This window comes from Paenibacillus sp. Y301 (assembly GCF_059445505.1).
Genome location: NZ_JCAIUL010000005.1, coordinates 315,217 through 339,685 on the forward strand (window position 1 = coordinate 315,217; position 24,469 = coordinate 339,685).

The following is a 24,469-nucleotide window of genomic DNA, read 5'->3' on the forward strand; positions in this document are numbered from 1 at the left end:
AACTTGGGCCAACATATATCGATTATTCAGATTGATCATGATACTTATTAACTCAACTTTCGCAACTCAAATCTTCAAAAAAACCTTATATAACTGGAAGTGTCATTCGTTTTCCTAAAAATACAAATCCCATTCCACAATAAAAATAGCAAACAATAAAGCCGAAATTCCAGACATGATGTATACTGATTTTTGCTTTTTGCTCCAACTTAGCTTTCTCATCTTGTAGATAAGCATGACCAGATACGCTACAGCAAGAATCATATAAACTATGTTTAAGATGAAATGGATGCGTAATGAAGCATAGGAAGAGAAACCTAATGCGCGCATGAACAATAGGATAGTATTCAGAATAAATGCCAGACCTGCGATATTAATAGCAACATGATATTTATCAAACATAGTGCCAGGTTTTTCCCATTTTTTCGATTTGTAAATTAATAACCGAATTAAATAGCCAATCACAGCTCTTAAATTTAAAATGATGGCTATTGCGAGAGAAATTAAGGATACTTTGATCAAGTTTATTGTTATGTTTGATACGGGCAAATAGTCATAATACGGAATGGAAACTTTCTCAATAGTACCATTACTCTCAACAACATTTGTAAAGTTACTAAGATCAAATGTTGAATACTTCTGCAAACCTAACAGCGAATATCCCTTAGAAAATCCGGAAGTAACCCGTCGTGCAGGCAGATAATATCCTCCATTCTCTGATGCAACAGAACTAGTGTTAAAACTATTTCCAAACACTTTATTAACAAGACCAACACAATAAGCCATTTCATTTAGCTGATTTGTCATCACCACTAACCCAAACTTGGATTCCGGGTCAAAAACAAACTTACTTGAAAATGCCGCCGTATTTCCACCGTGCTCCAGTGCAGATTCCCAGTACTCTACCTCAAAGAGGCCATGTGCAATTCGAGGTTGAGATGTTCCATCATAATATAAACTTGTTGACAGCATTTCGTTTAACGTATCCTTATTAGTGAATAATAAATTGCTACTATCAACAGGTATCAGAGCTGCAAGGAATTTTGCTGCATCTTCTGCTGTGCCAATGGCCCCTCCTGCAGGATAAAAGCTCATGTATACTCTGTTTTTGGGGATGAGTTTCAAATTAGTAGTATAACCTTGAATTTCATTTCTTCTTAACACTACGTCTGGACGATCTTGTTGTGACGGATGAATCGAAGTGTCTTTCATATTCAACGCTTTAAATATATGTTCATTTACATATTCATAAAAGGGTTGTCCGCTTTGCACTTCCACGATGTAAGCTGCCATAGCAACACCAAAGTTCGAATAAGCCACTACGTCCCCTGGCTCATAAATCTGTCTCGCTTCAAATTTCTGCAAGGCCTCTCCTAAATCCACAATTTCATTCTCAGATGAATACCATAAGTCGATCAGTCTATCCTCCCAACCCGCATTATGATGCATAAGGTTCATGAGGGTAATGGGAGCATCGTATTCCAGCTTCTTTAATAATCCTTTTGGCAGATATTCCAGGATATTTGTATCCAAATCAAGCTTCCCCTGCTCGACAAGCTGCATCACACTAGTCCAGACCAACAGTTTAGAGGCTGAACCCCATTCAAAAACAGTAGATGTATCCGCCTTTCTCTGTTGCTCAATATCTGCGAAGCCATATGCCTTATTAACAACAGTCTCACCGTTCTTTATAGCCACAACCGAAACAGCAGCGGTATTCTTCTGATACGTGGCCACATAAGAATCAATCGTTCCCTCTAGCGATGACAACGGAATCCTGGAGGGCGTAGTCTCAATACTCTCTACCTCAGCGTGGACAGGTACCGCGAATGCCATAATTATCAATACGAGTGACAGAACACAAGCGATTACTTTGTTAACATAGTGATATCTACGATCTATCTTCATTATCTACTCTCCTTCAACATTAAATATAATATTTACACAGCTCAACTTTCGCAGCTCAAATCTCTAAACAAACCCGTGATATAGCTGGGTAAACTAGAGATCCAATCCTGTAGTTGACCCAAAACAGCTGTTTTGTTCTTCTTAGTTTTCGCTTGCGACATTTCGAGAATTAAACTCATGTCAAATAGCTTTTAGTGACTTTGAAAACGGTCTCAATACTCCAGCGCATGCCGTAGATTCTTACGATTCCAGCAGCATCTAGCGTTACATCAGTACTCAAAATCGCAAGCCATTCCCGTTTTTTATTCCTGTTGCGCACAAAGACAATCTTCACAGGCAAACCACAGGTGGTGTGTACGATGGCAGAACCTTTGATATCATTGGCATCCAAGGATCGACTTATTTTCTAGGTGCAAAGGTTGAGTTATTGACTCAACCCCTGATTCTTTTTTATTCCTTGTAGAGATTTCGTCTAGCGTTCGCGCATTACCGATGTCCAATCGGCTTAAGAACCTTAGGTCCGGGTGGCTTCTCCACTTAGCTGGTTGGATGTGTTCACCTGAAATCACTTCGACAAGAGTCCTCTTGGTGACCACACTGTGATAATGCAATGTTAGATGAAGTTATTGATTTCTGTGAATTTCCCTACACATTTATCTCAAATTCTTTAGTTATACGGATTATATATTTAAACTGTATCTGTGTCTGTATATTAATCACTACATCAATTCTTATTCCTACTTTTTTTATCACTTTATGCTAAGACGGAAGTCCATAAATGATAAACCTTTAATCTCAATCGCTCTTAAATTAAGAAAATTAACCAACAACTAAAGCGATGATGGTAAATAAAATTGATCCTATCAATAAAGCTAATTGAACGATATAACCTTTTGACTCTTTATTATATTTCCATTCCATGAAGGCACGATAAGCACAAATGAATGTCATCAAAAGAGCAAAAATTAGATTTGGCCTATTCATTGGTGTTAAAAATGTTGAAGCTATCAAAAGTAATACCCAACTTCAGTATCGCTTATTTTACGTTTAGACTCTAATATTACTTTGTCCAATGAGAACTGTAGTCCTATGAGTATGAACACAAATACAGTGATTGCATTCATAATTCTCCCCCATTTCTTTTGGATTTTATTATTCTATAGAAGATTTTAGATCAAATCTCTCAGTACTCTTTCACTACCTTTCTCTGAACGAAAGAGCATTCTCCTACTGCAGGGCTAAGCCCCTTGGTCCATCAGAGGGATCTCAAGAAGTAGATTCAAATGACATATCCACCTTATGGTGGTCGTCAGGAACACATTCACGCTAGACGACGGAATCCCTTTTATGATCTACTATCAATTTTAATGTTTCCTTCATTAGATAAGTTCGCGATGATCGTTTTCTTCTATTTAAAATAATATGTATATCGAGGGGAGTAAAATTATTTTGAGAATTGAAACAAACATGAAAAATGAATGGATAGGTGGGTATAACAATCTTAAGAGGCAAATGGGTGTCTTGCTTGTGTTTTTTATGATTAACCTAGTAAATTCTTATTAGTATTATTTCAACTTTAATTTATATATAATCTCGCCATCTTGGTTCTCTTTATCTTGATTTACAAATCCTAATTTCTCGTAAAGCTTTCTGGCATGATCGTTACTTTTTTCGATTGTTAGAGAGATTACTTCGCATTGTTTATGTATTTCCTGAATGAATTCTAGTATTCTTTTAAGAGATTGTATTCCTAATCCCATCCCTTGATATTCCTTATCTATCTGAAAGCCACCGATCCAGTAATTATTCGTACTATTTGGTGTATAGGATAAATAGAAAAATCCAAATGTTTTATCACCCTGACACAATATATATGGATCAAAAGCTTCATCCCACGGTTTAATGTAAGCATACGCAAGAGATTCGATAACAGTTGGTACAAGTTTCACTTGAGTCTCCAGTAAAGATATCGAGATTGCAACTTCCCAATTATGTTTATTAACTGGTTCTATAAGGATTTGATTCATTTTCATTAAAATAGTCCTTTCGATTTATTAATAATATTTCGTTGATTTCAGCTAATGTTTGGCATTCCTGACGACCAAGGAGCGTAAGCGACGACCTAGGAATATTTTGTTGGTATTCTCAGTTCATACCCGACTGGCTCGGGGATGAACTTTTCTTTATACTGGAGGATACACTGGGCTGAAAACGCATGTTTTGTTGGGACATAGATCCCGTCGCATAAAGTGTTTTATGCCCTCGCATTTTGTTCATACCCCGATTCAGCTGTTCACGAATCAGGAACCTTCAAATCTAAAAAGAATCGAATATCTAAACGGGGCTCTTCGTACCTCCGAACAGCTCTTTACCAGGCTACCGTGTGTGCGATTTCCAGGCAAATTCATGGTCCCGTTGGTGTGTTCTCGACGCCAAAATCACTTATTACCTTCGTTAAAATATGTTATTTCATGCCCATCTATTAATCTTCTTAATCCATCTTTATAGTAAGGCATTAATTGTTCAGCCTTCTCTATATCAATCCAAGCTATTTCAGAAATTTCATTAGGTCTAACTATTTCTTCATTCCCACCGATTACCTCACCTTTAAATGTTATAAATAATACATGCTCTTCTTTTTTCGGAAATTCACATTCATTTACTGCCACTATTCCATGAACTTTAATATCTAGTCCAGTTTCTTCTTTAGCTTCCCTTATTGCTGCTTGATCTAATGATTCTTCTCTTTCAACAGTACCGCCTGGAAGTGACCATCGGTCACTAGATTCATCTACATTCCTGACCATTAATATTTTGGAATTGGTTGGATCAGTAATTAGGGAGTAAGCTACATCGACTCTGATCATTATAATTGACTTCCCTTCTAATTTAGATCTGCATATCTTTTGATAATGTTGTATATTCCTGAATCCGTACGGCTTAAGAACCGCAGGTCCGGACCATTAGATTTAGTCGGTTAGATGTGTTGCATGATTCCACTTCTCCGAAATCCCTCTTGCGACCGAGGAGCGAACGCGATGAAGTCTTCGATCCTCAGTCCAACTTACAACGTTTCTTTATAAACTCTTCATCCCATATTTGCACTTCAATATATCTTTCTGGCCCCTCACCATTCTTATTCCATACTTGAGGCATTCCAAACTCTTTGATCACTTCTACTATTTCTTTCTTTGTATATACTTGCTTACGATAAGGTTTCTCGTCTTGATACCTCATTGTAGGAAATAAATCCCCATATGTAAAACTAATTAATTCTTGGGAAATATCATTCCAATCAATCGTTATATTACTAGGTTTTTTATACCATGTGGCAAGCCAATCACAGGACTCTAAAGTCATATAATGAGGAAAATTATTTATGGGCTTTCCCCCTTTACTAATAAATGCTTCTCGTGCAAGTCGTTCAAGGTCCCTTCTCACAAACATATAGTCTTCAGCTCTTTGGCTTGCAAATATTTCCCCCACTTCTCTTATTTTTGTGGAAATTTCTATTGCATCATCCATCGACAGCTTTGAGAGGTTTCTGAAAGGTCCTAAATTAGTCTCAAAATAGTGGTACATAGTATATGTCATTGGTATATTCCTTTTGATTCTATATATTTTTAAAGATTTCATCTAATGTTTCGCATTCCTGACGTTCAAACAGCTTAAGTGACCGAAGGAACGAGTCGTCAGACTTAGCTGGTTGATGTGTCGCCTGAATCAAGGTAGTTAAATCACCAAGTTCAAACTCCCTTTTTATAGCCTTGCATACAGTTCCGATCTCTTTTTATACAAATTTTTATTATCCTCAAGACAAATTAAGGAAATGATGATACAATATACCGAACACGCGTTCCATTTCTTGATATATAAGAAGTTTTGTGATTCCAGTCGCAGGAGGAAACAATGCAAATTAACGTACGAATTGATCCTTGGTCAGATTCCGACCTTGCTCTGCTTTATCGTCTCAATATACCGGAAATGCTAGAACATCTGGGAGGTCTGGAAACCGAGGAACAAGTCCTTACACGCCATAAACGGTACCTTGAGATTGCTGGGAAGGGGACTGGACGTATGTTCTCCATCATTCTACTTCCTGAAAACGAAAAGGTCGGCAACATTGGGTACTGGGAGCGTATCTGGCAGGAGAAAACCATTTATGAAATCGGTTGGGGTGTCTTGCCGCCTTTCCAGGGCAGAGGTATAGCAGCTGCCGCTACAATGGCTGCTCTCACAAGTGCAAGTGCTGAGCAGAAACATAGGTTCATTCATGCATTTCCGTCAGTCGATAATCCTGCCTCAAACGCAATATGCAGGAAACTCAACTTCTCGTTCGTCACCGAGTGCTCCTTCGAATACCCGCCAGAGAGCATTATGCAATGCAACGATTGGCGCATTAATCTTTATGAAAATCTAGAAGAACCAAGTCAGCGTAACTAATAGCTTTATTCTGATTTGTTCTTATTCAGACGAAGAGGTAAACAAGTTTAATTAATATCTTTGCAAGATTTGAACATAACGTTCTTTATTCACGAAACGATCCAGCCTTAGATAGCTCTTATCTTAGGCTGGGTCGTTTGTTGTCTGAGTGTTCTTCCATGATTATACATCTGACAACCAAAGGGTGGTAGCCCCGCAGCGTGAATACAGCGTTATGCGCCGTTAATGTCTTCGAAGCATTACCTAAAAACCTTTGATCAAGATTCCAACTCTACTTTTTATTTTGGTATAAAAACTCAACTTCACCATCTAGCAAATATCGATATTCAAATAATTGCATTGTTCTTTCTCTAATTCGCTCCCGTATAACCGTAGCTAGGCTTACCGATCCTTGTGTTCCAAGGTAACCATTATTAATAAATGTCTTCTCAACAAACTTCGTCTCCCTTAAGTGATACTGTAACCATTCTTTCTGCGATTCAATTAGTGCTTCTCTTGGTTCGCTATCCAATTTAGAAAGAAGCTTTTTATATATTTGATTCAACTCTTTATCCCAAATCTCTGTATATTTACCTTCCAACGCCCCCCATCCCAATGTTGTAATAATCTCTTTGGAATTTTGAAATTCATTAAATTCCACTTCATAATCATGATCTATAGGATTTCGAAGCATTTCATCATAAAAATCTCCAGTCAAATCATAGTTCCCAATGCTCATGGATAACACTTCATTGTTAGAAGGAACTGATCGACCTTCAGTTATTTCTTTCGATTCTGTTCCATTACCTGTACTCACTACATCAGGAGGCATTTCAGAATTTATTATTGATTTAGTTTCGCTGTTCAAGGTAGTTGATTGACTACTATTTTGACAAGATGAAAACACTATCGTTATAAAAAATAATAAGAGTATCTTACCTTTCATAAATTATCTCCTTAAATATTATCTTTAATAATTCCGGTAATGGCGCATAACGTTCGCGCATTCCTGACGTTCAAGCAGCTTAAGTGACCAAAGGGAACGAGTCGTTAGACTTAGCTGGTTGAATGAATCGCATGAATCATCTCCTTGAAAATCCTTCTTGGCGATCAAGAGCGAATGCCCGCAGTAGAAACACTGTGTTATAAGATGTCCGACCTTCAATGAGTTCAAAATGGTACGTCCCATCATCGAATGGTACCCACGGTAAGTCGTCAATATTATATACTCTTTCGGGTAGTTGTAATGCTAAGAATTTAATTCGCTACCCTTTCTTCTTCGATTCCATATCCATAAATGTCTTGTGTGTTTTATGTATAGTCTTAACTCACTTAATATCTTTGCTTAATCGTAATGCTTTAATGATTTTTAATACTTCTTTTTGACTATCAACGATTTGTGCTATTGAAATATCTGAAAGTAGTTCGAACGTTTCTAGTAGAATCTGTTGATTCTGCTTTGAAAGGCCATTCATTAATTTCAACTTCACTTCTCCACTAGTCCCTTCAATCGCAAATGCTAGTATAATAATGTCTAATTCTCTTACTAGACGTTGGATCGACCTTACATCCATATGCTTAATTTCTTTTTCAAGTATCGTTGTTTCATCTGAAAAAGGTTTCTTGCCTCCTATTTTATCTTTGAATTCCAAAATACGATTACTTCTGTTCTCATTAATACCATACCAATCATCGATCTCTCCAATAAAATATTCACCAAAAAATGAACTTAATTGTTCTCTGATTATCCAAGGATATTCTCCCTTTTGAATGAGAAGTATTCCATGAAGTACTATCATTCTTTCAAGGACTTCCTTTGAAGTATACTTACCAACTTTAACATAATTCCATAAGATCTCTTTTAGTTGATTAGGTTTTATTCCCGCTAATAGTAGTTCTAATCCCTTATTCAGAAATAAACTTTGCCCGATATTCAGTTCACTTTCTAGCGATAGCAAGCCATGTTTGTGTGCTTTTTTAGATAAATCAATTACCCTTTCTAGCACATTCAAACATTCCCTCTTTTCTTCTAAGGTACAATTCTCTAACTTACTAAATATTTGTTGCTCACTCATTAATAGAACCTCCTGTTGAATATAACTATTGTTTTTCAAGTGAAAAGTACGATACTCAGAAGGAGTAATTCCATACAATCTTTTAAATACTCTTGTAAATGTGTCTATACATTCAAATCCTGAATTAAATGCAACATCAGTAATTGTACTATCCGATAAAATTAACTGATAAGATGCTCTAACAACTCTCCTAGTTCGAATATAATTCATTATTGATGTACCCATATGAGCTAAGAATATTCTATGATAATGGTATTGAGACAAAAGTGAGATTTGGGATAAGGACTTCAATGATAAATCGTCTTCCAAATTCTGCTCAATATAATTTAATGCGTAAGAAACATCTTTTGAGTAATCCATATATTCACTCCAATCACCAGCCAATCTTATTATAAAATTCATATCCAACACTCGACGATTCTTGCTCTTTAACCCGACTTACTTCTAATTATTCTTCATCTTCATAGGTGTATCACCGTACGCTTATTCGCCCGTTCTCTTCTACTAGCTTAATAAACACCGGGCGCTCGTTCGGTGTTTCGTTGGGAGTATGTAGCGCTAACATCATTTTCCCATCAAACGTTCGGAAGATCATACCATGACCACCATCGTTCTCGAAAATAGGGGCAGTCTCCTGAATCCAAGGTCCAAGTATGTTACCAGAGGCGGCCGAACTAGCAATTCCTTGAGCATACCTGCCATGCCTGAAACTAGACCATAATAATAACAATGTACCATTATCGCATAGATAAGTGTAAGGGCCGTCTGTAACGTAAGCAGAACCACCCTTAATTGGTTCTACCCATGATGCATCTTGCGCAGAGAATAACAGGATTGGATCACCCATTGCTCGATCCAATCGGGTGCATTACCTGCAGCAATCTGAGTGTTCAGCTTATCCATATACCCATCAAATCCTGAGTATTCACTTGTAATCTTAATGCCGTTATTTTTCTGTTCGAATAGTTCGATTGCTTTTAGTGTTTTTTCATGTCTCTCATCTGAACCCCACCAAGACATACGAAGTTCTACTGACTTGGCCGATTCATCAGGTGGAGTGCTCTCAGCTGTGGTTGATGCAGGTGTAGTTGACGGTGATGCGCTCTCCTTGTTTGTTTTGTTTGCAGCATTAGAACAAGCAGATACTAGCAGTACTAGAACGATCATAAACATCGAAATCCATTTTTTGTGTGACATGTACCAACCCTCCTTCAACTTTGACTACGCTTTCATTATAGGAAAGATAAGTGATAATAAACATAAACAAAAGTAAGAAATTCATTAAGAAAAGTCAGTATATCTTCTTGCGGGGATACCACAAAAGTCCGAGCAGAGAAAATTCCGCCCGGACTTTTGTTTGAAAACACGATATGAATTCAGATCAATAACTCAAAGATCATTTACCTCTTCTGGGAAATTAATTGATCTCCAAATAATCAATATATGCATCCCATGTTCCGTCATCCGCGGTTACAACGAGCTCAATCTCTTGATTTCCTGTACCATGACTAACATTGTTTAGAGTATATACCGCAGGATTGCTCCCGCCGAAGTAAAAGGTCCCCTTCGTTTGCCCACCAATTTTCAAGTCGACTCTAGCCATATTGGAATTATTCGAAGAGCCGCGGAGTGAAAAATTATGCGTGCCGCTCGCAAAATTTTGCGTGTATTTCACCAAGTCGTTGTTGGCGTATAAAGCTACTCCGGAGAACGGGGAATTGATGTTTCCGGTGTACTGACCGCTTTTGGTCATACTTTCGGCTTCTTTTTTCGTACTTGGGGGAGTTGTACCACCATCTCCTCCTCCTGAGCTACCACCGATAGTTAGAGTATTACTATATACATTAGCAGTTCCACTACTTTGATAACCTTCTACCGTAAGCGCGACTTCATACATCTTACCCATCGACATTCCTCTGCTCTCCCACGCATTAAAATGTTCGCTAACAGATATGGTACCACTTGTGCGTTTCGATGTCCGAACACTCCAGTACTGTTTAAAAGTTGCAGTACCTTTTATAGATGGCTGGTTTACTCGGGTAGTCTCATATATATCATAAGTACCCCCGTCTACATTAATAGTGCCTTTCGACGTTCCTCCTGGCGGACGCCAACTGCCCCAGCTATCGACGATGTAATATTCTACGAGTGGATCAACCGCCCACCCATAGACAGTCAAATATGAATTACCGTTTGGCTGGTAGTTGGCACCATAGTTTATGGATATGTTCCCAATTTGCTGATGTGTCTGCGTCTCGTTAAATTTCTTGCCTTTACGGAATAAAATATTATTAATATTATTCCAATCGGCACTGAACGCACCACCACTATTGAGAGTCATACTTCCATTACCGCTATCCTTCCAGAATTCATAATCGTAGCCCTCATGGGTGCCAACTGAATTGCTGGTGATCGTTGTTGCCGCCTGTACGCTTACTGCAGGTAATATAAGCGCAAAACAAGTTAAAATCGCGACCATTAACCTCAATCTCTTTGGTTTCATTAAACAGTCCTCCTTATGAATTAAATTGCATTTAGTGTTACTATAATGCTGTGCTGCCTGTACTAGGCAACCGCTAACGTCATCACCTCCTTTTAACACTTTACTTGTAAGCGTTTACAAATATAAATTTATCAAATTTTTCCTTATTCATCCATTAACAAATTAAAGATTATACAGTGAAAAGTATAGATCTTTGTATTTAAAAGTTGAAAATAACAAAGATTAAAAACTACTATAAAATGTTTAAATTGGAAGTTTACTTTCATATTCGCATCATTTATACTTTGTTCACCTTGCACAAGTTATTCTCACCAACGAAAAGGTAGAGTTAGCAGTTATTTATTGTAAGCGCTCTTTTAATTTGAATATTCGGAAGGAGATGTTGCCTACAACCTAATCTAGTAAAGAAAGTTGAATCGGTACGGAGTGACCTGAGCAACTATACTGGCAATTTATTAAGAGGAGGTATAATTTTATGTTCAAATCAATTCTAGTAAAAGGGGTGGCTGCCTTGGCACTCTTATGTCCATTATTCTCTAGTCCAATGATGCCTATCGTTAATGCTGCCGATGCCAATTGCCCAAATGGTTACGTAGGTCTTACGTTCGACGATGGCCCCAATAGCAGCAACACGACTAATCTACTCAATGCGCTGAAACAGTCAGGTTTGCGAGCAACGATGTTCAATCTCGGGCAAAATGCGCAGAATAACCCGTCTCTGGTACAGGCCCAAGTAAGTGCTAACATGTGGATTGGTAACCACTCCTATACACACCCACACTTGACTACACTGAGCAGCTCACAAATAACTTCAGAAATAACACGAACGCAGCAGGCGATCCAGTCAGCTAGTGGAACCACACCGAATCTATTCCGTCCGCCTTATGGCGAGACTAATGCGACCTTGAAGTCCATCTTGGCCCAAAATGGCCTTACCGAAGTGTTATGGAACGTTGACTCCCAGGACTGGAATGGCGCCACCACCGCCCAGATCGTAGCCGCTGCAGGTAGACTACAAAACGGTGATGTGATTCTGATGCATGATCAGTATCAGACTACACTCCAAGCGATCCCACAGATCGCTCAGAATCTCAAGAGCCGCGGCTTTTGTTCTGGTAAGATCTCGCCGAGTACCGGAAGGGCAGTCGCTCCTGACGACGGAGGTGGAGACGGAGGAACAAATCCTCCAAGTACAGGTACCAAAAAGGAAGCCGAAAGTATGACCAAAAGCGGCCAGTACACTGGAAATATCAGCTCTCCGTTCTCAGGAGTTGCGTTATACGCTAACAACGACTTGGTAAAATACACACAGTATTTCGCGAACGGCACCCATAATTTCTCACTCCGCGGCGCTTCGAATAACTCCAGTATGGCCAGAGTCGACTTGAAAATCGGTGGACAGACAAAGGGTACCTTTTACTTCGGTGGGAGCAGCCCTGCGGTGTATTCCCTAAACAATGTTAGCCACGGCACTGGAAATCAAGAGATTGAGCTCGTTGTAACAGCGGATGACGGAACATGGGATGCTTACATTGATTATTTGGAGATCAATTAATGACCCCGAAACGGTAAATGATATTATTCGATTGTTTATTTAAGTTTCAATCGTTCTATTACTACAAAATCCCGGTGGGATCTTCTCCACCGGGATTTTGTATCTAATGCCTCATTTCATTCCTCATTCCCATCTCGAACAGGCACCCCAAAATCCGGGAAGCCATCCTCATTCCAATGGAAGACTTGAGCACGGGTATGGCGGTTTGGATCATAAAGAGGGTCACCTATGATTTCTTTATAATTACGAGCATGGTAGATGATCACATCTTCTCCGTCCTCATTGACTGTGAAGCTGTTATGGCCTGGACCATATTGTCCATTCTCTTCACTCGTCTGGAATACGGGATCTGGCAATTTGGTCCACGACGAGGGGTTCAATAGATCAGTATCTTCATTCGCTACCAACAGTCCCATGCAGTAGTTAAAGTCAGTTGCACTACACGAGAAACTGATGAATATGCTCCCGTTACGTTTCAGTATAGCTGGACCCTCATTTACCTTGTACCCGATATTCTCCCATGCATGTTCGGGGGTAGAGATCATAGTCTGCGGTCCCGTTAATGTCCAGGGATTACACATTTTTGAAATATAGAGATTAGAGTTACCTGGAATATTTGGATCCTTCTGCGCCCATACGAAATACTGGATACCTTGATGTTCAAACGAAGTCGCATCCAGAGCGAAGGATTCCCAAGCTGTTATCACTTGTCCCTTCTCATTCCACGTTCCTTCCAAAGGGTTGAAAGATTCATTCTCCAATACATACATACGATGGTCGAATACCCCATCCTTCGTCTCTGTTGTATGAGTAGCTGCGAAATATATGTACCATTTACCATCAATAAAGTGAATTTCAGGTGCCCATATATTGATACTCATTGGGCCGAACTCATGCTTATACCATACGACTACTGGCTGTGCCTCAGGTAACTCCTGAATCGTTGTTGCTCTCCGCACTTCGATCCGGTCATATTCCGGCACAGAAGCCGTGAAATAATAGTAACCATCTGTGTGCTTATATACCCATGGATCCGCTCGTTGCTCAACTAGTGGATTGATATAGTTCTTATTTGTACTCATATATGATTTCTCCTTTGTTCAAGTCGCCACCTTAATTACTCGAGACATATCTATACATACAAATCCAGATCAACTTATCCTTTCACCGCACCTGCTGTCATGCCATCGATAAAGTACTTTTGGAAAGCTACGAATAGAATAAAGATAGGCAGAATAGAAAAAAACGATCCTACGATAAGCAGATCATAATTGTTCCCATACGGCGTAAGTAACGTCTTCAAACCTATCGGAAGTGTATATTTCGTATCGCTGCTCAGAACCATAAATGGCCACAAGAAATTATTCCAACTATTCATTCCATTTAGAATCGCCATAGCCGCAAAGGACGGCTTCATAATAGGCAGAATCAACCGAATATAGATTCCATATTCACTAGCCCCATCTACCCTACCGGCTGAAATCAATTCTCTAGGAATTCCTCTTAAATATTGTCTGAAAAAGAAAATCGTTGCCGCATTCGCAATCCCCGGTAGAATAATAGCAGCATAGCTGTCCATCAACCCCAGCTTGTAGGTCAAAGTATAAAGAGGCAATAACAATATCTCAAAAGGAACCATCATGATTAGCAAGACACATATAAATAGAAAGTTCTTGCCCTTAAAGTCATATGCTGCAAACCCATAAGCTACTGTAGCACTTACGATCAACGTCAAGGCTACTTGTACAACCGTTAATACAATCGAATTAACAAACCATGTAAAGTACGAATGATTTCCCGTAAATAAATAGTTAAAGTTATCGAAATTCATAACGGATAGATCAAACTTCAAGTTAAGCCCATATCGGATCAAATCTTCACCTGGCTTAAAAGAAGATATGGTAACTGCGTAAAATGGTAATAGAATCAGAACACTAAGAATTACAAAGAAAATGAAGAGGATTATTCGAATTACATTCTCCTTTTTCATATTAATCCTCCTTCTTAAACATGCCACTAAAGGATAGTTGTGTTAGATTAATGATCATCGTAATGACCAATAGTACAATCCCCACAGCTGCGGCATATCCCAGGTTATTCTTCTCAATCCCTTGACGATATAAATAACCTACGATGGTAAGTCCAATATTCTTGGGAGAGTTATTTCCATTCCACAGCATCATACTCTCGATAAACATCGATAGACCGGCATAGATACTGATCGTTAGCACATAGATTGTGGTAGGTTTCAATAAAGGCATCGTTATTCTCGTGAACTTCTGGAATGCGGATGCTCCGTCAATAGAAGCAGCTTCATAATATTCATCCGGTATATTCTTCAATCCTGATAGAAAATAGAGCATATTAACACCTGTCCACCTCCAAGTGGCTAGCGACAGTAACGCAATAAATCCTGTCACCTGTCCCTTCAGAAATTTCGTGGGCTCAATTCCGAATATACCTAGTATATTGTTGATCATCGACCCTTCCATTTCCCCAAACATCAATCTGAAGATCGTTCCAGCTACAACCACTGAAGTAAGGGCCGGAAAGAAAAAAGCCGATTTGAACAATCCCCTACCCCACATGAATTTATTGTTAATCAGTACTGCAAAGAGCATCGGAAATGGAATTAAAACTACCAATGTCAAGATCATATATATGGCACTGTTATAAACCGATTTAAAAAAAATGCTGTCACCCATCAATTTGGTGTAGTTATCTACACCTATCCAACTTGCTTCTTGACCAAGTGTTACTTTTTGAAAACTCATTTGGAATGAATTCGCTAGAGGGTATACCCAGAATACGATGAATATAATGATAAAAGGCAACACAAATACGTAAGGAGCGACCTTCTGTGAGTATAGGAATCTTTTTATCATCACCTTACTCCTTTATAATATAGCTACCCTGATTAAGAGTAGCCCCTTTTTTTTTTTTTGCAATCCTGTTATTTCAACTCTTGCTCAATCTGCGCTTGGGCATCATTTAATGATTGTGTAATATCTTTACCATCTTCAAAGATTTCATTGAATGTAACTGTATTAAGAACGTTATTAATCGTTGGTGATACGGATGTGGACTTAATCAACTTGATTTCATCTCGAATTTCATTTAATACATCAAACGGATTATTCACAAAATATTTCACGAACTGATTATCAGGATTATGTGTAACATCTTTCATATCCCACACACTCATATTGATCGGATCGAACCCGAGCGTGTTCCATATTTCGATATTGGCATCTAGTGATAATTTGGCATACGCTGTAAATTCTTTTGCCAACTTAACGTCTTTAGCTGTTTTGGTCACCACAGTCCCCGTTCCGCCACCACCATATGATCTAGGCATTCCTTTTTCAAATACCGGAAGTGGTGCTAAAGCAATCTTACCCTGCAGATCAGCCATGTAATTCGTATATCTCGACATCTGCCACAAAGGCATGAAAGCTGTAACGTAATTCCCCGCATTGTATTCACCATACGCTTCTTCCGTATCCGGTTGGCCACCGGCGATTGTAGATACAACATTGTTTTCTTGCAGATCTTTCAGCATGCTCATAGCTTTAATCATTTGTTCTGAATTAACTTTCGGTTTCCCAGAATCATCTACGAAATCAACACCTTGTTGCGCTAGCAACAACGAAGCCTGCCATCCTGCACTTGTATCTGCTGTACCCATGTACTTCCCGGTTTTTTCATATACTTGGATCCCTGCTTTTTTAAAATCACCCCATGTCACAATATCCTTATAATTGACGCCTGCTTGCTCCAATATTTCGGTATTATAAAAGGCGACGGTTGCTCCTACATGAGTGGACAATCCATAGAGTTTTCCTTCTTTGCTGTACAGATCCAATTGAGATTGGACAACCGATTCTTTATATTGCTCAGCTACATCGTTCAACGTTTCTAACTGCGGTGTTCCTGCCAAAAAATCTGGAAATTTCCCAAGCTCAATATCTGCGATATCTGGTGCACCTACACCCGTCTGAACAGCAATGGACAATTTATTATGCATATCATCATAAGGCATGACAGTAACATTCAACTTGATCTGACGGTCTGGGTTGGCTGTATTCCATTTCTTAAGCATCTCTTCAAAATGTTGTCCATGTAACTCTACAAATGTCCAATAGGATAGCTCAGTTGCCGTCTCGCCTGCTCCACCATCTAGAACTGAAGTCTTCCCACCCGCATTATTGGATGACTTGCCACAACCCGCTAGAAACAGCAACATGGAGATAACCATAACCCCAATCAACCACTTTTGTTTCATGTATAACCCTCCTAATAATTGTGATATCACATTGTGTAATGCCATCTAGATAATCATTCAAGTCACGCTAGATGTATTCGCTTTCAAAATAAAATAACGTTTATGAAAACATATATATTAATTAGTTCATGTATTTATGAATATAAATTACTTATTAACGTTTTTATAAATGATTCCACCCCTTTTCAGAAAAAAATCTGAAAAATCGTTTACAAACATCTAAACTAAAGGGCTTATCAGAACAAAAAAAAAGACCATCCAGAGTACTCTCCTTCGGTCTAATTCTTCTATCCTATGATTATTCTTCGTCTTCGTCCTCAACATCATAAATACATCTAAATCGTTCCACACCCGGATATGTCTCACCTAGACTGATAACCACAAATCCAATATTACGATAAAAGTCTACGGCATCCTCATCGGTTTCTGCGATCATCTGAGATGGCTTCTGAGCTTTAATTAACTCAAAGAATATTCCCCGTCCATATCCCTTCAGTCTATTCTCTGGCAAGACAGCCAAATGGTGAACCGTGAGGACTCTATCCCCATCCATCTCAAAGCCGATTAATCCAACTAATAGCTCCTCATCCTCAAAGCCATACAACTTCAATGAGTCCGTCTCCTCATAATGTTGTACCGCAGTTCTTAAGGACTTATCATCTGGAAAAACAGCGTAAGAGAGTAGTTCTGCTACTTCCGGTTTGTGAATATATGATTTCACGTTAATTAACATATGGTGTATACCTCCAGCAAATGGGTTCAAATCACAATAGCTCCATTACGTTACTTTAAAGGGTTTGATGGAGAATATCAACTAAGACGCACCTTATGTGATTGAACTTCTCATATATTGTCTGAATCAAAACAAAAAAGAACATGCTCTGTACATGTTCTTCATCATGTTATAGTTTATGAAAAAAGGTAGAACTTAGAAAGTGATGAGCACTTGAAAAATCTACTTTATTATCTTTTTGCGGAAACAATATCACCATTTCATTCATATGAAGCTTAACTTCCCCTTCATGAACTTCATAATAATAATCGACTATTAGTTTGTATGTATTGTCTTTCGTAAGGACCGTCATTTCTTCTCTTGAAGTATCCTCCAGGAACGTATACCCACTCTTCCTACATAGCTCTTTCATTCTCTTAGAAAGTAAATGACGAGCGTCTGCAGTCTCTCCTGTTATGACAACAAGTGGTTGCTCATCTAAGTATATAGCGATATGTCTTTTTTCTAAAGAAGATACCACAAGACTTGGCTTTGCTTCGACCATCTTTTTTTCACTTTTGAACAATCTGGTGAATTTACTCAAATCAATCGGCTCCCTTCCTTTTATGCTCCTTATCACTAATATAGTTTCGCTGATAGGAGGTAATTCCCTTTAATCATTCTAACAACATTTAACAGTTAATGAAAATGATATTCAAAAACAACAAAAAAGAGGCAAATTTCTCAACCTCTTCCACCATGACTTTCCTATCTCATTATTCACATAAAGTAAGATTCGGCCATTGTGTCAGCCATTGCTTTTCTGTCACTCTTTTCATGAAATGAGCTGTATCGAAGTATCTTGGAGATTGCCTTACCTTTAATTGAAATAGATCATCCAGACCCAATGGAGAAATAACCTGTATATGATCTAACCCATCAAGATACACTCCAACAGCCGTTGCTGTCTCTAGCCAACAACTCATAGCGTCACTTGTTGAATCGTAAGGAGGTACATGATTCCGTAGATGCATGCGTGCTTGATTCTTCACGGACCAACCCTCTTTCTTATCCTTCATAATCAACGTTAAGCTAAGAAACTTGTCCCTCTCCTCGGATAGATCTGTAGGGTCATAATAGATCACATCCATATCATTCAACGGTGTCTCATGCTCATACCCATGCAGAGCATCCCATACACGATTTCGTACATATCCTGCAGCGATACAACTCTGTGGAAGGTTCAATTCCCGAACAAGGTCGAGGTCCTTACGAACCTGTGCACAATCCATAATTTCCTTTACTAGTTGAATATATTTCATCGATATTAGTCCTCCCCCCTAAGGATTCAAGATCTTAAGCAAGCATTCATAAATCCATCAAAATCGCTCTAATTCCCTGTGCTTTCATATCGTGAAAGTCCCACACGGAATATGCCATATGCCGCGAACGCACTAATTACAGCTACTACGGGTGCTAACATCCACCAACCGTACCAGTCACTTTTATCAAAAATATAGGTAGCAGGATAGAAGCTAATAAATGCATAAGGAATGAACGTCGTAATAAAGATACGTATTCCCTGATTAAATATGGTAATCGGATACTTAGCCATATCGGCTAAGCTATGCACCATTAATGGGAAGGCATTTCCCGCATTTCGAGTCCAGAACGCTGCTGAATTGCCTGCTAGATTAATAGATACACGAATGATAATCGCTGTGATCATGAGCAGAAGGATAATCCCTACTTTGGCCACGGACCAATCTATATTACCATGGCTAAACGCTTGCCACACAATCACACTTCCAATAAGTAAATTCCCCATGCCGTTTATACCAATTCCCGTACAGAAAATTTGCAAAATCACCGGGACAGGACGCAATAAATATCGGTCCAACTCTCCTCGGTTCACAAGCCCACCCATCCTCCACGTTCCTTCAAAGAATAAGGATGCAATGCCTTCTGTTAGAAATATCATCGCATACATAAATGCCACTTCCCAGAACTGCCAACCATTGATATCTGGGATCCGATCATAAATGACCCATAAGAAGATAAAACCAAGTGCCTGAGTCAAGGCTGCCGAACACATCAATATGTAGAAGTCCTTGTTATACTCTAAGATTGACTTGAGTTGCTGGATATACATTCTTTTATACAAAAAAAGAATTCGTGAAAGCTGCATCTGATCTCGCCCCATCTCACCTGTATTTAAAAGTTAAATATGCGCGTTGACTGTAATCTATCCTATTAACCACCATGTATGGTCACTTGACGAACAGCCCAACTCCACATCCATTTACCTGCCATCCATAACAAACATCCCCACAAACATTGAACTCCGATCAGCTTCAGCATCTCATAACTATCGGTTTGTTGTAAGAAGATCACCGTTGGTGTATGAATAATACTCTGAAAGGGAAGAAACATCGCTAAGTTCTCTAACCAGCCTGGGAAGAATGCCAACGGTACCAAAGCACCCGATAGTAAATTGGTAACCGCAATACGAGTTAATACGACCCCCATTGAACCCGTTGACCAGAAACATAGCAAAGCTGCTAAATAAACGATGCCGAATTTCACGATCATTGCAGCAAACATACTTACGAGAAATAATAACCAGACCCACGGTGAATGTGGGATCGTGACACCCGGAGTAAATAACATGAATGTACCTATAACGATGGCACTCATTCCGCCTTCTAGTACACTTGATCCTAATGTTTCTGCAAATCTCGCACTTTGAAAATCAATCGGTTTCAGTAAATCCGCTGCGACACTACCGTCTAGTATTTTGCCAGATACCGATGTCTCGGAGTACCAGGAAAGAATTGAGTTTGCTAGAAAAGTCACGAGTAAATACGTCTTCATCTGGTCCCATGTGTATCCTCCGAGCTCAGCTCGTCCGCCATAAATACCTTGCCATAGAAAATAAATAGCCAATAAGTTCACGAAATTAGACGCAACCGTGATGATATAGGATGTTCGATAGGCTAATACATTTTGTAGAGAACGATTCGAGATACTTTTATATTTTTTGATATTTACCATGAAATTAACGTCCTCCTTACAGTTACAACGTCTGATTTAAATCCAAATTCCCATCATAGACCGCTTTAATGACATGTTCGATATCAGACTCTTCCATCCGGAAATCCTGTATTTCCCCATGCTTCATCACCCGACTGACAATATCACTCGCGGTATACTGGTATCGATCAAATGAGATGGAGAACTCTAACTCACTAAGGACGTCCAGTTGTAATTCTGGAATTTCTGAGATTTCTGCCAATAATAACGGACGAGGGGATGTCACTTGGAAAAAAATACGTCGATCTTTCGCAAAGTGACGTTTCACTTGTTCTAAGGTACCGTCATATATGATCGATCCTTGATCGATGATAATCAATCTTTTACATAAATCTTCGATATCACCCAGATCATGTGTAGTAAGCATCACTGTCGTTTTTTGCTCTTGATTAATTTTCTTGATAAACTCGCGAATTCGTTGTTTGACAGATACATCCAATCCAATCGTCGGCTCATCTAAATATAGAATCGGTGGATTATGTAGAAGAGAAGCAGCTAGATCAGCACGCATACGTTGACCCAGAGAAAGTTTTCTAGCGGATAAATGAATGAACTCATTCATTCCTAGCATCTCAATGAACTGATCCAGATTCGATTTGTATGTAGCTTCAGGAATTTGATAAATATCCTTAAGTAACGAGAATGATTCTACAATCGGAATATCCCACCATAACTGTGTCCGTTGACCGAAGACCGCTCCAATCTGCTGTGCGTTCTCCATTCTTTTCTTATGTGGATTAATACCATTAACGGCAATCGTGCCAGAGGTCGGCACAAGAATGCCTGTTAACATCTTAATTGTTGTCGATTTACCTGCCCCGTTCGGTCCAACATAGGCGACAGATTCTCCTGCTTCTATGGTAAGATCCAGCGGTTTTACAGCTATTTTATCTATGTATTTTGGTACTACTAAATGTTTCAAGGCCCCTTTCAAACCAGGTTCCTTCACAGCTTGTCGGAATGACTTAGTTAATTGTCTCACTTCAATAATACTCAATGGATGTTCCTCCTAATTCGTATAAATGCTGTAGAGAAGCACCCGTAAATATATCATAGCCTCGTTGTCGAATACCCAAGTTATTTGTCGATTAGAAACGTTCTCACATTTGAAATAGGATAGTTTGTCACAAGTACGAAGTACGTAAAAAAAGAAGAGGTTTCTGTCCCCTCTCCTCTCGCAAAACATATTATTATGACATTATTTAATGACTTACTTACTTTAATGCGGTTGGAATAGTCACTCCTATTAATTTACCCTCTGCTTGGATGATAGCCATCTGTCCCGTCTTTAAAGTAGGTCCATAGTTTCTAGAACCTGTTATCACGCTCAATACAGAACTTGTGGTTAATAGATTATACGCATAGAACACTCCATCTGTCTGCGCTCTGTATATCCCATTCCCATAGATATCAATTTGTGCCGCCGGATTGTCGCCGTACCACCCAATCTGTTGGCCATCATTAAGCTTCATCCCTGATAGAAGCACATCAGATGAACTTCGGAAGAACATTCTTCCTTGATGAAGTGTCAGTAATGGGGATTTGACCTCAGAAGGAGCATTCCATTTCTGAACGGGCTTACCATCTACCTTATAATTAGCGAAATCATACTTCGCAATGACGTTACCTTGAAATACATACAGATCATTGCCGTCAACGAACATGGATCCGTTCATTCCACCTTGCAGACCCGGATTATAATAATCAACTGGGAGCTTCCATTTATAAATCCGCTCACCCTTCTTTTCACCTGTTTTCACATTAAATACATTCATAATATGGTGACGCTCATACATCGTATTCGTATCCAATGCGTAATTATAAGAAACCGAATACATAAGTCCATCTTTCACGGCTATAGGGAAACTCTGATGCGAAATCTCCCATCGTTTCTTACCCGTTTGTTGATCAAACCCATCCGTTTGAATATAGGATAGTGCCCCTTGCACCACAAAAGAACGAATCACAACCCCATCTGATTCTATGATATCCGTTCCTGAACCTCCCACTGAAGATAGCTCATCTGCAGACCAATTCAATTTTCCGGTCTTCAGATCAATCGAATGTGTTGTTTGGGACTGGAGAACATATAATGTGTCATTTCGAGGTATAAGAGTTCCTTCACCCATGATTGTGGTGGAAGATAACCATTTTTTCTGACCAGACTTGGCATCGAGCGCGTAGATTTTATGATCTTGAGTCAACCCGATCAGTATCCCCTGATGATAGATAATTATAGGTTGCAGTTGGGCACCATATGACCATATTTTCTTACCTGTGACCGCATTTACAGCAATCAACTTTTTATTAACGAAAGCGAACACTTTCCCTTCTTCAGCTACAGCCTTTTGTTGAGCCATGTCTGAGTTTACACTAGTTGATTTGTCTACCGTAAAAGTCCAAGCTGGCATCACCAGGGGAACCTCTAATTTATTAACAGAGTTTTGTATAGAGATGACAGCCTTATCAGCAGATACCGTACTATTTGTGGAGAATACGTTAAGAAATACGGTTAGTATAGCAAGCAATACTATACCTGTTTTGGTCCACTTTTTATGCCATGATGACATTGAATACACCTACCCTTTCTTAAATTCATCTACCTTATAACGCGAATAATATTCATAAAGTTACAAATGTTTGTGGGAGCTTTGAGTCTTTGGAGAATTTAGAGAATTTAGAGCATTTAGAACCTATAGAACCTCAGAAGCTTTAGACCCTTGAGAATCTTTAGAATCTTTAGAATCTTTAGAACCTTAGAACATACAAAATAGAATCTTACATACAACCCATGTATAATGAGTAGTAATAAACAGATAGGGATGAACAGCAGATATGGCATTTGGTATAAAAAGAGAAGAACTATTACAGTGGAAAGCTGCCGTAAACAGAGGCGAAATTGCCTACCTGACTCATTATTGGATCGACCCTCGATTTCCAAATTTCAATACCGTTACAAAAGTAGGCTGTGCGGATGTAAATCGCCTATCGGAATGGTGTATCGCTCATGACTTACCACCTAAATATATTCATAATCGAACGACGTTTCCACATTTCGATCTTCTCGGTCCTAAGCAGCGAGAGATATTAATAGAAGAGAATTTGTGGGATCAATTAGAACGTTTTGGGATGATGCAATAGCATCTCATCACATTTAATGCACAAGACAAAGGCAGATTAGAACTTGATTAACCAAGTTCTAATCTGCCTTTGTTATGTTCACGGATATCAATGTAATTGTTATGTTCACAAATATTCATTCGTTACCTAGTTATTTCTGGATAATATGTTGCACGCGTCCAACCTGTCCACTGGTTAAACGAACTTTAATCCCATGAGGATGCTTCGGCGAATTCGTAAGAATATCTTTAACGATTCCTCTAGTTAACTTACCCGTTGGTTGATCTTGTTTCAGTACGATATCTACTTCAAGTCCTGCGGATATGGTTGATCTTAGTTGACCATTCATTGTTATTCACTTCCCATACGTCATTTATTCATTCTATATATTGAAGTATGTCCAATCCAAATGCGACAGGGCTTATCAGGATACATACGACGAGACCTGCTACTCCAACATCATAAACGATACAGTAACTACCTGGTTTATGCAAACAGAGGTGGAATCTTATATCCTGATGAACATACATCACCTCATATGAGGACAACCTCCAATACTCCTGTTACTTTTCCGCGAGAGCCCAACTTCCCACGTTCTAACTGGAGTTTCTCCCATTAACTCATCCATTCTCCGACACTTTGGCTCTATACAAACGAATTAGCTGGAATACTGGACCACCGTCAAGAAAGTAGACACTCCGTTAAGAAATTTATTATGCATTCTTCTTCTTTTGAAAGAGCGCAGCAAAGCGAACCGGCGATAAATAACCAAGTTTACTGTGGATACGTTTACGGT

The 24,469-nt window shown here is 39.0% G+C and carries 25 protein-coding genes and 2 pseudogenes; 4 read left to right on the forward strand and 23 right to left on the reverse strand.

Annotation, left to right across the window (positions count from 1 at the left end; translation table 11 throughout):
• Positions 1-114 precede the first annotated feature (114 nt).
• From AC1D69_RS11840 to AC1D69_RS11855, 4 genes and pseudogenes are all read right to left on the reverse strand, one after another.
• Complete coding sequence (locus AC1D69_RS11840) at positions 115-1,908, reverse strand: serine hydrolase domain-containing protein (protein WP_495456354.1); 1,794 nt, start codon at positions 1,906-1,908, stop codon at positions 115-117.
• Between the two features lie 41 nt (positions 1,909-1,949).
• Positions 1,950-2,266, reverse strand: a pseudogene (locus tag AC1D69_RS11845) (hypothetical protein); the annotation flags it as partial.
• 461 nt (positions 2,267-2,727) lie between these two features.
• Complete coding sequence (locus AC1D69_RS11850) at positions 2,728-2,892, reverse strand: DUF4181 domain-containing protein (protein WP_495456355.1); 165 nt, start codon at positions 2,890-2,892, stop codon at positions 2,728-2,730.
• Positions 2,893-3,473: 581 nt separating this feature from the next.
• Positions 3,474-3,935: a GNAT family N-acetyltransferase gene (locus tag AC1D69_RS11855; protein WP_495456356.1), complete on the reverse strand. Its 462-nt coding sequence runs from the start codon at positions 3,933-3,935 to the stop codon at positions 3,474-3,476.
• A 255-nt stretch (positions 3,936-4,190) separates the two neighbouring features.
• Between AC1D69_RS11855 and AC1D69_RS11860 the strand changes: the two are divergent.
• Positions 4,191-4,322 (forward strand): annotated as a pseudogene (locus tag AC1D69_RS11860) (transposase); the annotation flags it as partial.
• A 24-nt stretch (positions 4,323-4,346) separates the two neighbouring features.
• On the opposite strand, the gene AC1D69_RS11865 reads toward AC1D69_RS11860, so the two are convergent.
• Both AC1D69_RS11865 and AC1D69_RS11870 read right to left on the reverse strand, forming a co-directional pair.
• Positions 4,347-4,775 carry an NUDIX hydrolase gene (locus tag AC1D69_RS11865; RefSeq protein ID WP_495456357.1) on the reverse strand — a complete coding sequence of 143 codons (429 nt, stop codon included), beginning with the start codon at positions 4,773-4,775 and terminating at the stop codon, positions 4,347-4,349.
• 187 nt (positions 4,776-4,962) lie between these two features.
• Positions 4,963-5,544 carry a hypothetical protein gene (locus AC1D69_RS11870; protein ID WP_495456358.1) on the reverse strand — a complete coding sequence of 194 codons (582 nt, stop codon included), beginning with the start codon at positions 5,542-5,544 and terminating at the stop codon, positions 4,963-4,965.
• A gap of 273 nt (positions 5,545-5,817) precedes the next feature.
• Here AC1D69_RS11870 and AC1D69_RS11875 point away from each other — a divergent pair, with 273 nt between their 5' ends.
• Positions 5,818-6,351: a GNAT family N-acetyltransferase gene (locus tag AC1D69_RS11875; RefSeq protein WP_495456359.1), complete on the forward strand. Its 534-nt coding sequence runs from the start codon at positions 5,818-5,820 to the stop codon at positions 6,349-6,351.
• A 271-nt stretch (positions 6,352-6,622) separates the two neighbouring features.
• Here AC1D69_RS11875 and AC1D69_RS11880 read toward each other — a convergent pair whose 3' ends face one another.
• The 5 genes from AC1D69_RS11880 to AC1D69_RS11900 form a co-directional block, all read right to left on the reverse strand.
• A complete protein-coding gene (locus AC1D69_RS11880; RefSeq protein WP_495456360.1) occupies positions 6,623-7,276 on the reverse strand; it encodes a lysozyme inhibitor LprI family protein in 654 nt (217 codons plus the stop codon).
• A gap of 382 nt (positions 7,277-7,658) precedes the next feature.
• Positions 7,659-8,807, reverse strand: coding sequence for a helix-turn-helix domain-containing protein (locus tag AC1D69_RS11885; protein WP_495456361.1), 1,149 nt, complete (start codon positions 8,805-8,807; stop codon positions 7,659-7,661).
• 70 nt (positions 8,808-8,877) lie between these two features.
• The gene (locus tag AC1D69_RS11890; RefSeq protein WP_495456362.1) at positions 8,878-9,252 is read right to left on the reverse strand and encodes a glycoside hydrolase family protein; all 375 of its coding nucleotides are present in this window, start codon (positions 9,250-9,252) and stop codon (positions 8,878-8,880) included.
• Entirely contained in the window at positions 9,204-9,602 is a 399-nt protein-coding gene (locus AC1D69_RS11895; protein ID WP_495456363.1) for an extracellular solute-binding protein, read from the reverse strand. The genes AC1D69_RS11890 and AC1D69_RS11895 overlap by 49 nt, the downstream gene beginning before the upstream one ends.
• Positions 9,603-9,822: 220 nt before the next feature.
• Positions 9,823-10,908 carry a glycoside hydrolase family 11 protein gene (locus tag AC1D69_RS11900; protein WP_495456364.1) on the reverse strand — a complete coding sequence of 362 codons (1,086 nt, stop codon included), beginning with the start codon at positions 10,906-10,908 and terminating at the stop codon, positions 9,823-9,825.
• A gap of 475 nt (positions 10,909-11,383) precedes the next feature.
• On the opposite strand from AC1D69_RS11900, the gene AC1D69_RS11905 reads away from it, so the two are divergent.
• The gene (locus AC1D69_RS11905) at positions 11,384-12,463 is read left to right on the forward strand and encodes a polysaccharide deacetylase family protein (protein ID WP_495456365.1); all 1,080 of its coding nucleotides are present in this window, start codon (positions 11,384-11,386) and stop codon (positions 12,461-12,463) included.
• A gap of 116 nt (positions 12,464-12,579) precedes the next feature.
• Here the strand turns inward: AC1D69_RS11905 and AC1D69_RS11910 are convergent, their stop codons facing one another.
• The 11 genes from AC1D69_RS11910 to AC1D69_RS11960 all read right to left on the reverse strand — a co-directional run bounded on the left by AC1D69_RS11910 (position 12,580) and on the right by AC1D69_RS11960 (position 23,123).
• Positions 12,580-13,545 carry a glycoside hydrolase family 43 protein gene (locus AC1D69_RS11910; RefSeq protein WP_495456366.1) on the reverse strand — a complete coding sequence of 322 codons (966 nt, stop codon included), beginning with the start codon at positions 13,543-13,545 and terminating at the stop codon, positions 12,580-12,582.
• A gap of 74 nt (positions 13,546-13,619) precedes the next feature.
• Positions 13,620-14,453, reverse strand: coding sequence for a carbohydrate ABC transporter permease (locus AC1D69_RS11915; protein ID WP_495456367.1), 834 nt, complete (start codon positions 14,451-14,453; stop codon positions 13,620-13,622).
• Position 14,454: 1 nt separating this feature from the next.
• On the reverse strand, positions 14,455-15,348 hold the full coding sequence (locus AC1D69_RS11920; protein WP_495456368.1) for a carbohydrate ABC transporter permease: 894 nt from the start codon (positions 15,346-15,348) through the stop codon (positions 14,455-14,457).
• Between the two features lie 68 nt (positions 15,349-15,416).
• Positions 15,417-16,748 (reverse strand): ABC transporter substrate-binding protein, encoded by a 1,332-nt coding sequence (locus tag AC1D69_RS11925; RefSeq protein WP_495456369.1) that lies wholly within the window; start codon positions 16,746-16,748, stop codon positions 15,417-15,419.
• A gap of 298 nt (positions 16,749-17,046) precedes the next feature.
• The gene (locus tag AC1D69_RS11930; RefSeq protein ID WP_495456370.1) at positions 17,047-17,481 is read right to left on the reverse strand and encodes a GNAT family N-acetyltransferase; all 435 of its coding nucleotides are present in this window, start codon (positions 17,479-17,481) and stop codon (positions 17,047-17,049) included.
• Positions 17,482-17,650: 169 nt separating this feature from the next.
• Positions 17,651-18,064, reverse strand: a complete 414-nt coding sequence (locus tag AC1D69_RS11935) for a hypothetical protein (RefSeq protein ID WP_495456371.1) — start codon at positions 18,062-18,064, stop codon at positions 17,651-17,653.
• A gap of 172 nt (positions 18,065-18,236) precedes the next feature.
• Positions 18,237-18,782, reverse strand: a complete 546-nt coding sequence (locus tag AC1D69_RS11940) for a nucleotidyltransferase family protein (protein ID WP_495456372.1) — start codon at positions 18,780-18,782, stop codon at positions 18,237-18,239.
• A gap of 68 nt (positions 18,783-18,850) precedes the next feature.
• A complete protein-coding gene (locus AC1D69_RS11945; protein ID WP_495456373.1) occupies positions 18,851-19,624 on the reverse strand; it encodes an ABC transporter permease in 774 nt (257 codons plus the stop codon).
• Positions 19,625-19,713: 89 nt separating this feature from the next.
• Complete coding sequence (locus AC1D69_RS11950) at positions 19,714-20,514, reverse strand: ABC transporter permease (RefSeq protein WP_495456374.1); 801 nt, start codon at positions 20,512-20,514, stop codon at positions 19,714-19,716.
• 22 nt (positions 20,515-20,536) lie between these two features.
• A complete protein-coding gene (locus AC1D69_RS11955) occupies positions 20,537-21,550 on the reverse strand; it encodes an ABC transporter ATP-binding protein (RefSeq protein ID WP_495456375.1) in 1,014 nt (337 codons plus the stop codon).
• Between the two features lie 217 nt (positions 21,551-21,767).
• A complete protein-coding gene (locus AC1D69_RS11960; protein ID WP_495456376.1) occupies positions 21,768-23,123 on the reverse strand; it encodes an outer membrane protein assembly factor BamB family protein in 1,356 nt (451 codons plus the stop codon).
• Between the two features lie 265 nt (positions 23,124-23,388).
• Between AC1D69_RS11960 and AC1D69_RS11965 the strand changes: the two genes are divergently transcribed.
• A complete protein-coding gene (locus AC1D69_RS11965; protein ID WP_495456377.1) occupies positions 23,389-23,694 on the forward strand; it encodes a hypothetical protein in 306 nt (101 codons plus the stop codon).
• A 130-nt stretch (positions 23,695-23,824) separates the two neighbouring features.
• Here AC1D69_RS11965 and AC1D69_RS11970 read toward each other — a convergent pair whose 3' ends face one another.
• On the reverse strand, positions 23,825-24,022 hold the full coding sequence (locus AC1D69_RS11970; RefSeq protein WP_068531721.1) for a YwbE family protein: 198 nt from the start codon (positions 24,020-24,022) through the stop codon (positions 23,825-23,827).
• Positions 24,023-24,469 lie beyond the last annotated feature (447 nt).

Bases quoted from the DNA above. Each gene is read 5' to 3' on its own strand.
- AC1D69_RS11840 (WP_495456354.1), bottom strand. From the start codon at position 1,908: ATGAAGATAGATCGTAGATATCACTATGTTAACAAAGTAATCGCTTGT.
- AC1D69_RS11850 (WP_495456355.1), bottom strand. From the start codon at position 2,892: ATGAATAGGCCAAATCTAATTTTTGCTCTTTTGATGACATTCATTTGT.
- AC1D69_RS11855 (WP_495456356.1), bottom strand. From the start codon at position 3,935: ATGAATCAAATCCTTATAGAACCAGTTAATAAACATAATTGGGAAGTT.
- AC1D69_RS11865 (WP_495456357.1), bottom strand. From the start codon at position 4,775: ATGATCAGAGTCGATGTAGCTTACTCCCTAATTACTGATCCAACCAAT.
- AC1D69_RS11870 (WP_495456358.1), bottom strand. From the start codon at position 5,544: ATGAAATCTTTAAAAATATATAGAATCAAAAGGAATATACCAATGACA.
- AC1D69_RS11875 (WP_495456359.1), top strand. From the start codon at position 5,818: ATGCAAATTAACGTACGAATTGATCCTTGGTCAGATTCCGACCTTGCT.
- AC1D69_RS11880 (WP_495456360.1), bottom strand. From the start codon at position 7,276: ATGAAAGGTAAGATACTCTTATTATTTTTTATAACGATAGTGTTTTCA.
- AC1D69_RS11885 (WP_495456361.1), bottom strand. From the start codon at position 8,807: ATGAATTTTATAATAAGATTGGCTGGTGATTGGAGTGAATATATGGAT.
- AC1D69_RS11890 (WP_495456362.1), bottom strand. From the start codon at position 9,252: ATGGGTGATCCAATCCTGTTATTCTCTGCGCAAGATGCATCATGGGTA.
- AC1D69_RS11895 (WP_495456363.1), bottom strand. From the start codon at position 9,602: ATGTCACACAAAAAATGGATTTCGATGTTTATGATCGTTCTAGTACTG.
- AC1D69_RS11900 (WP_495456364.1), bottom strand. From the start codon at position 10,908: ATGAAACCAAAGAGATTGAGGTTAATGGTCGCGATTTTAACTTGTTTT.
- AC1D69_RS11905 (WP_495456365.1), top strand. From the start codon at position 11,384: ATGTTCAAATCAATTCTAGTAAAAGGGGTGGCTGCCTTGGCACTCTTA.
- AC1D69_RS11910 (WP_495456366.1), bottom strand. From the start codon at position 13,545: ATGAGTACAAATAAGAACTATATCAATCCACTAGTTGAGCAACGAGCG.
- AC1D69_RS11915 (WP_495456367.1), bottom strand. From the start codon at position 14,453: ATGAAAAAGGAGAATGTAATTCGAATAATCCTCTTCATTTTCTTTGTA.
- AC1D69_RS11920 (WP_495456368.1), bottom strand. From the start codon at position 15,348: ATGATAAAAAGATTCCTATACTCACAGAAGGTCGCTCCTTACGTATTT.
- AC1D69_RS11925 (WP_495456369.1), bottom strand. From the start codon at position 16,748: ATGAAACAAAAGTGGTTGATTGGGGTTATGGTTATCTCCATGTTGCTG.
- AC1D69_RS11930 (WP_495456370.1), bottom strand. From the start codon at position 17,481: ATGTTAATTAACGTGAAATCATATATTCACAAACCGGAAGTAGCAGAA.
- AC1D69_RS11940 (WP_495456372.1), bottom strand. From the start codon at position 18,782: ATGAAATATATTCAACTAGTAAAGGAAATTATGGATTGTGCACAGGTT.
- AC1D69_RS11950 (WP_495456374.1), bottom strand. From the start codon at position 20,514: ATGGTAAATATCAAAAAATATAAAAGTATCTCGAATCGTTCTCTACAA.
- AC1D69_RS11960 (WP_495456376.1), bottom strand. From the start codon at position 23,123: ATGTCATCATGGCATAAAAAGTGGACCAAAACAGGTATAGTATTGCTT.
- AC1D69_RS11965 (WP_495456377.1), top strand. From the start codon at position 23,389: ATGGCATTTGGTATAAAAAGAGAAGAACTATTACAGTGGAAAGCTGCC.
- AC1D69_RS11970 (WP_068531721.1), bottom strand. From the start codon at position 24,022: ATGAATGGTCAACTAAGATCAACCATATCCGCAGGACTTGAAGTAGAT.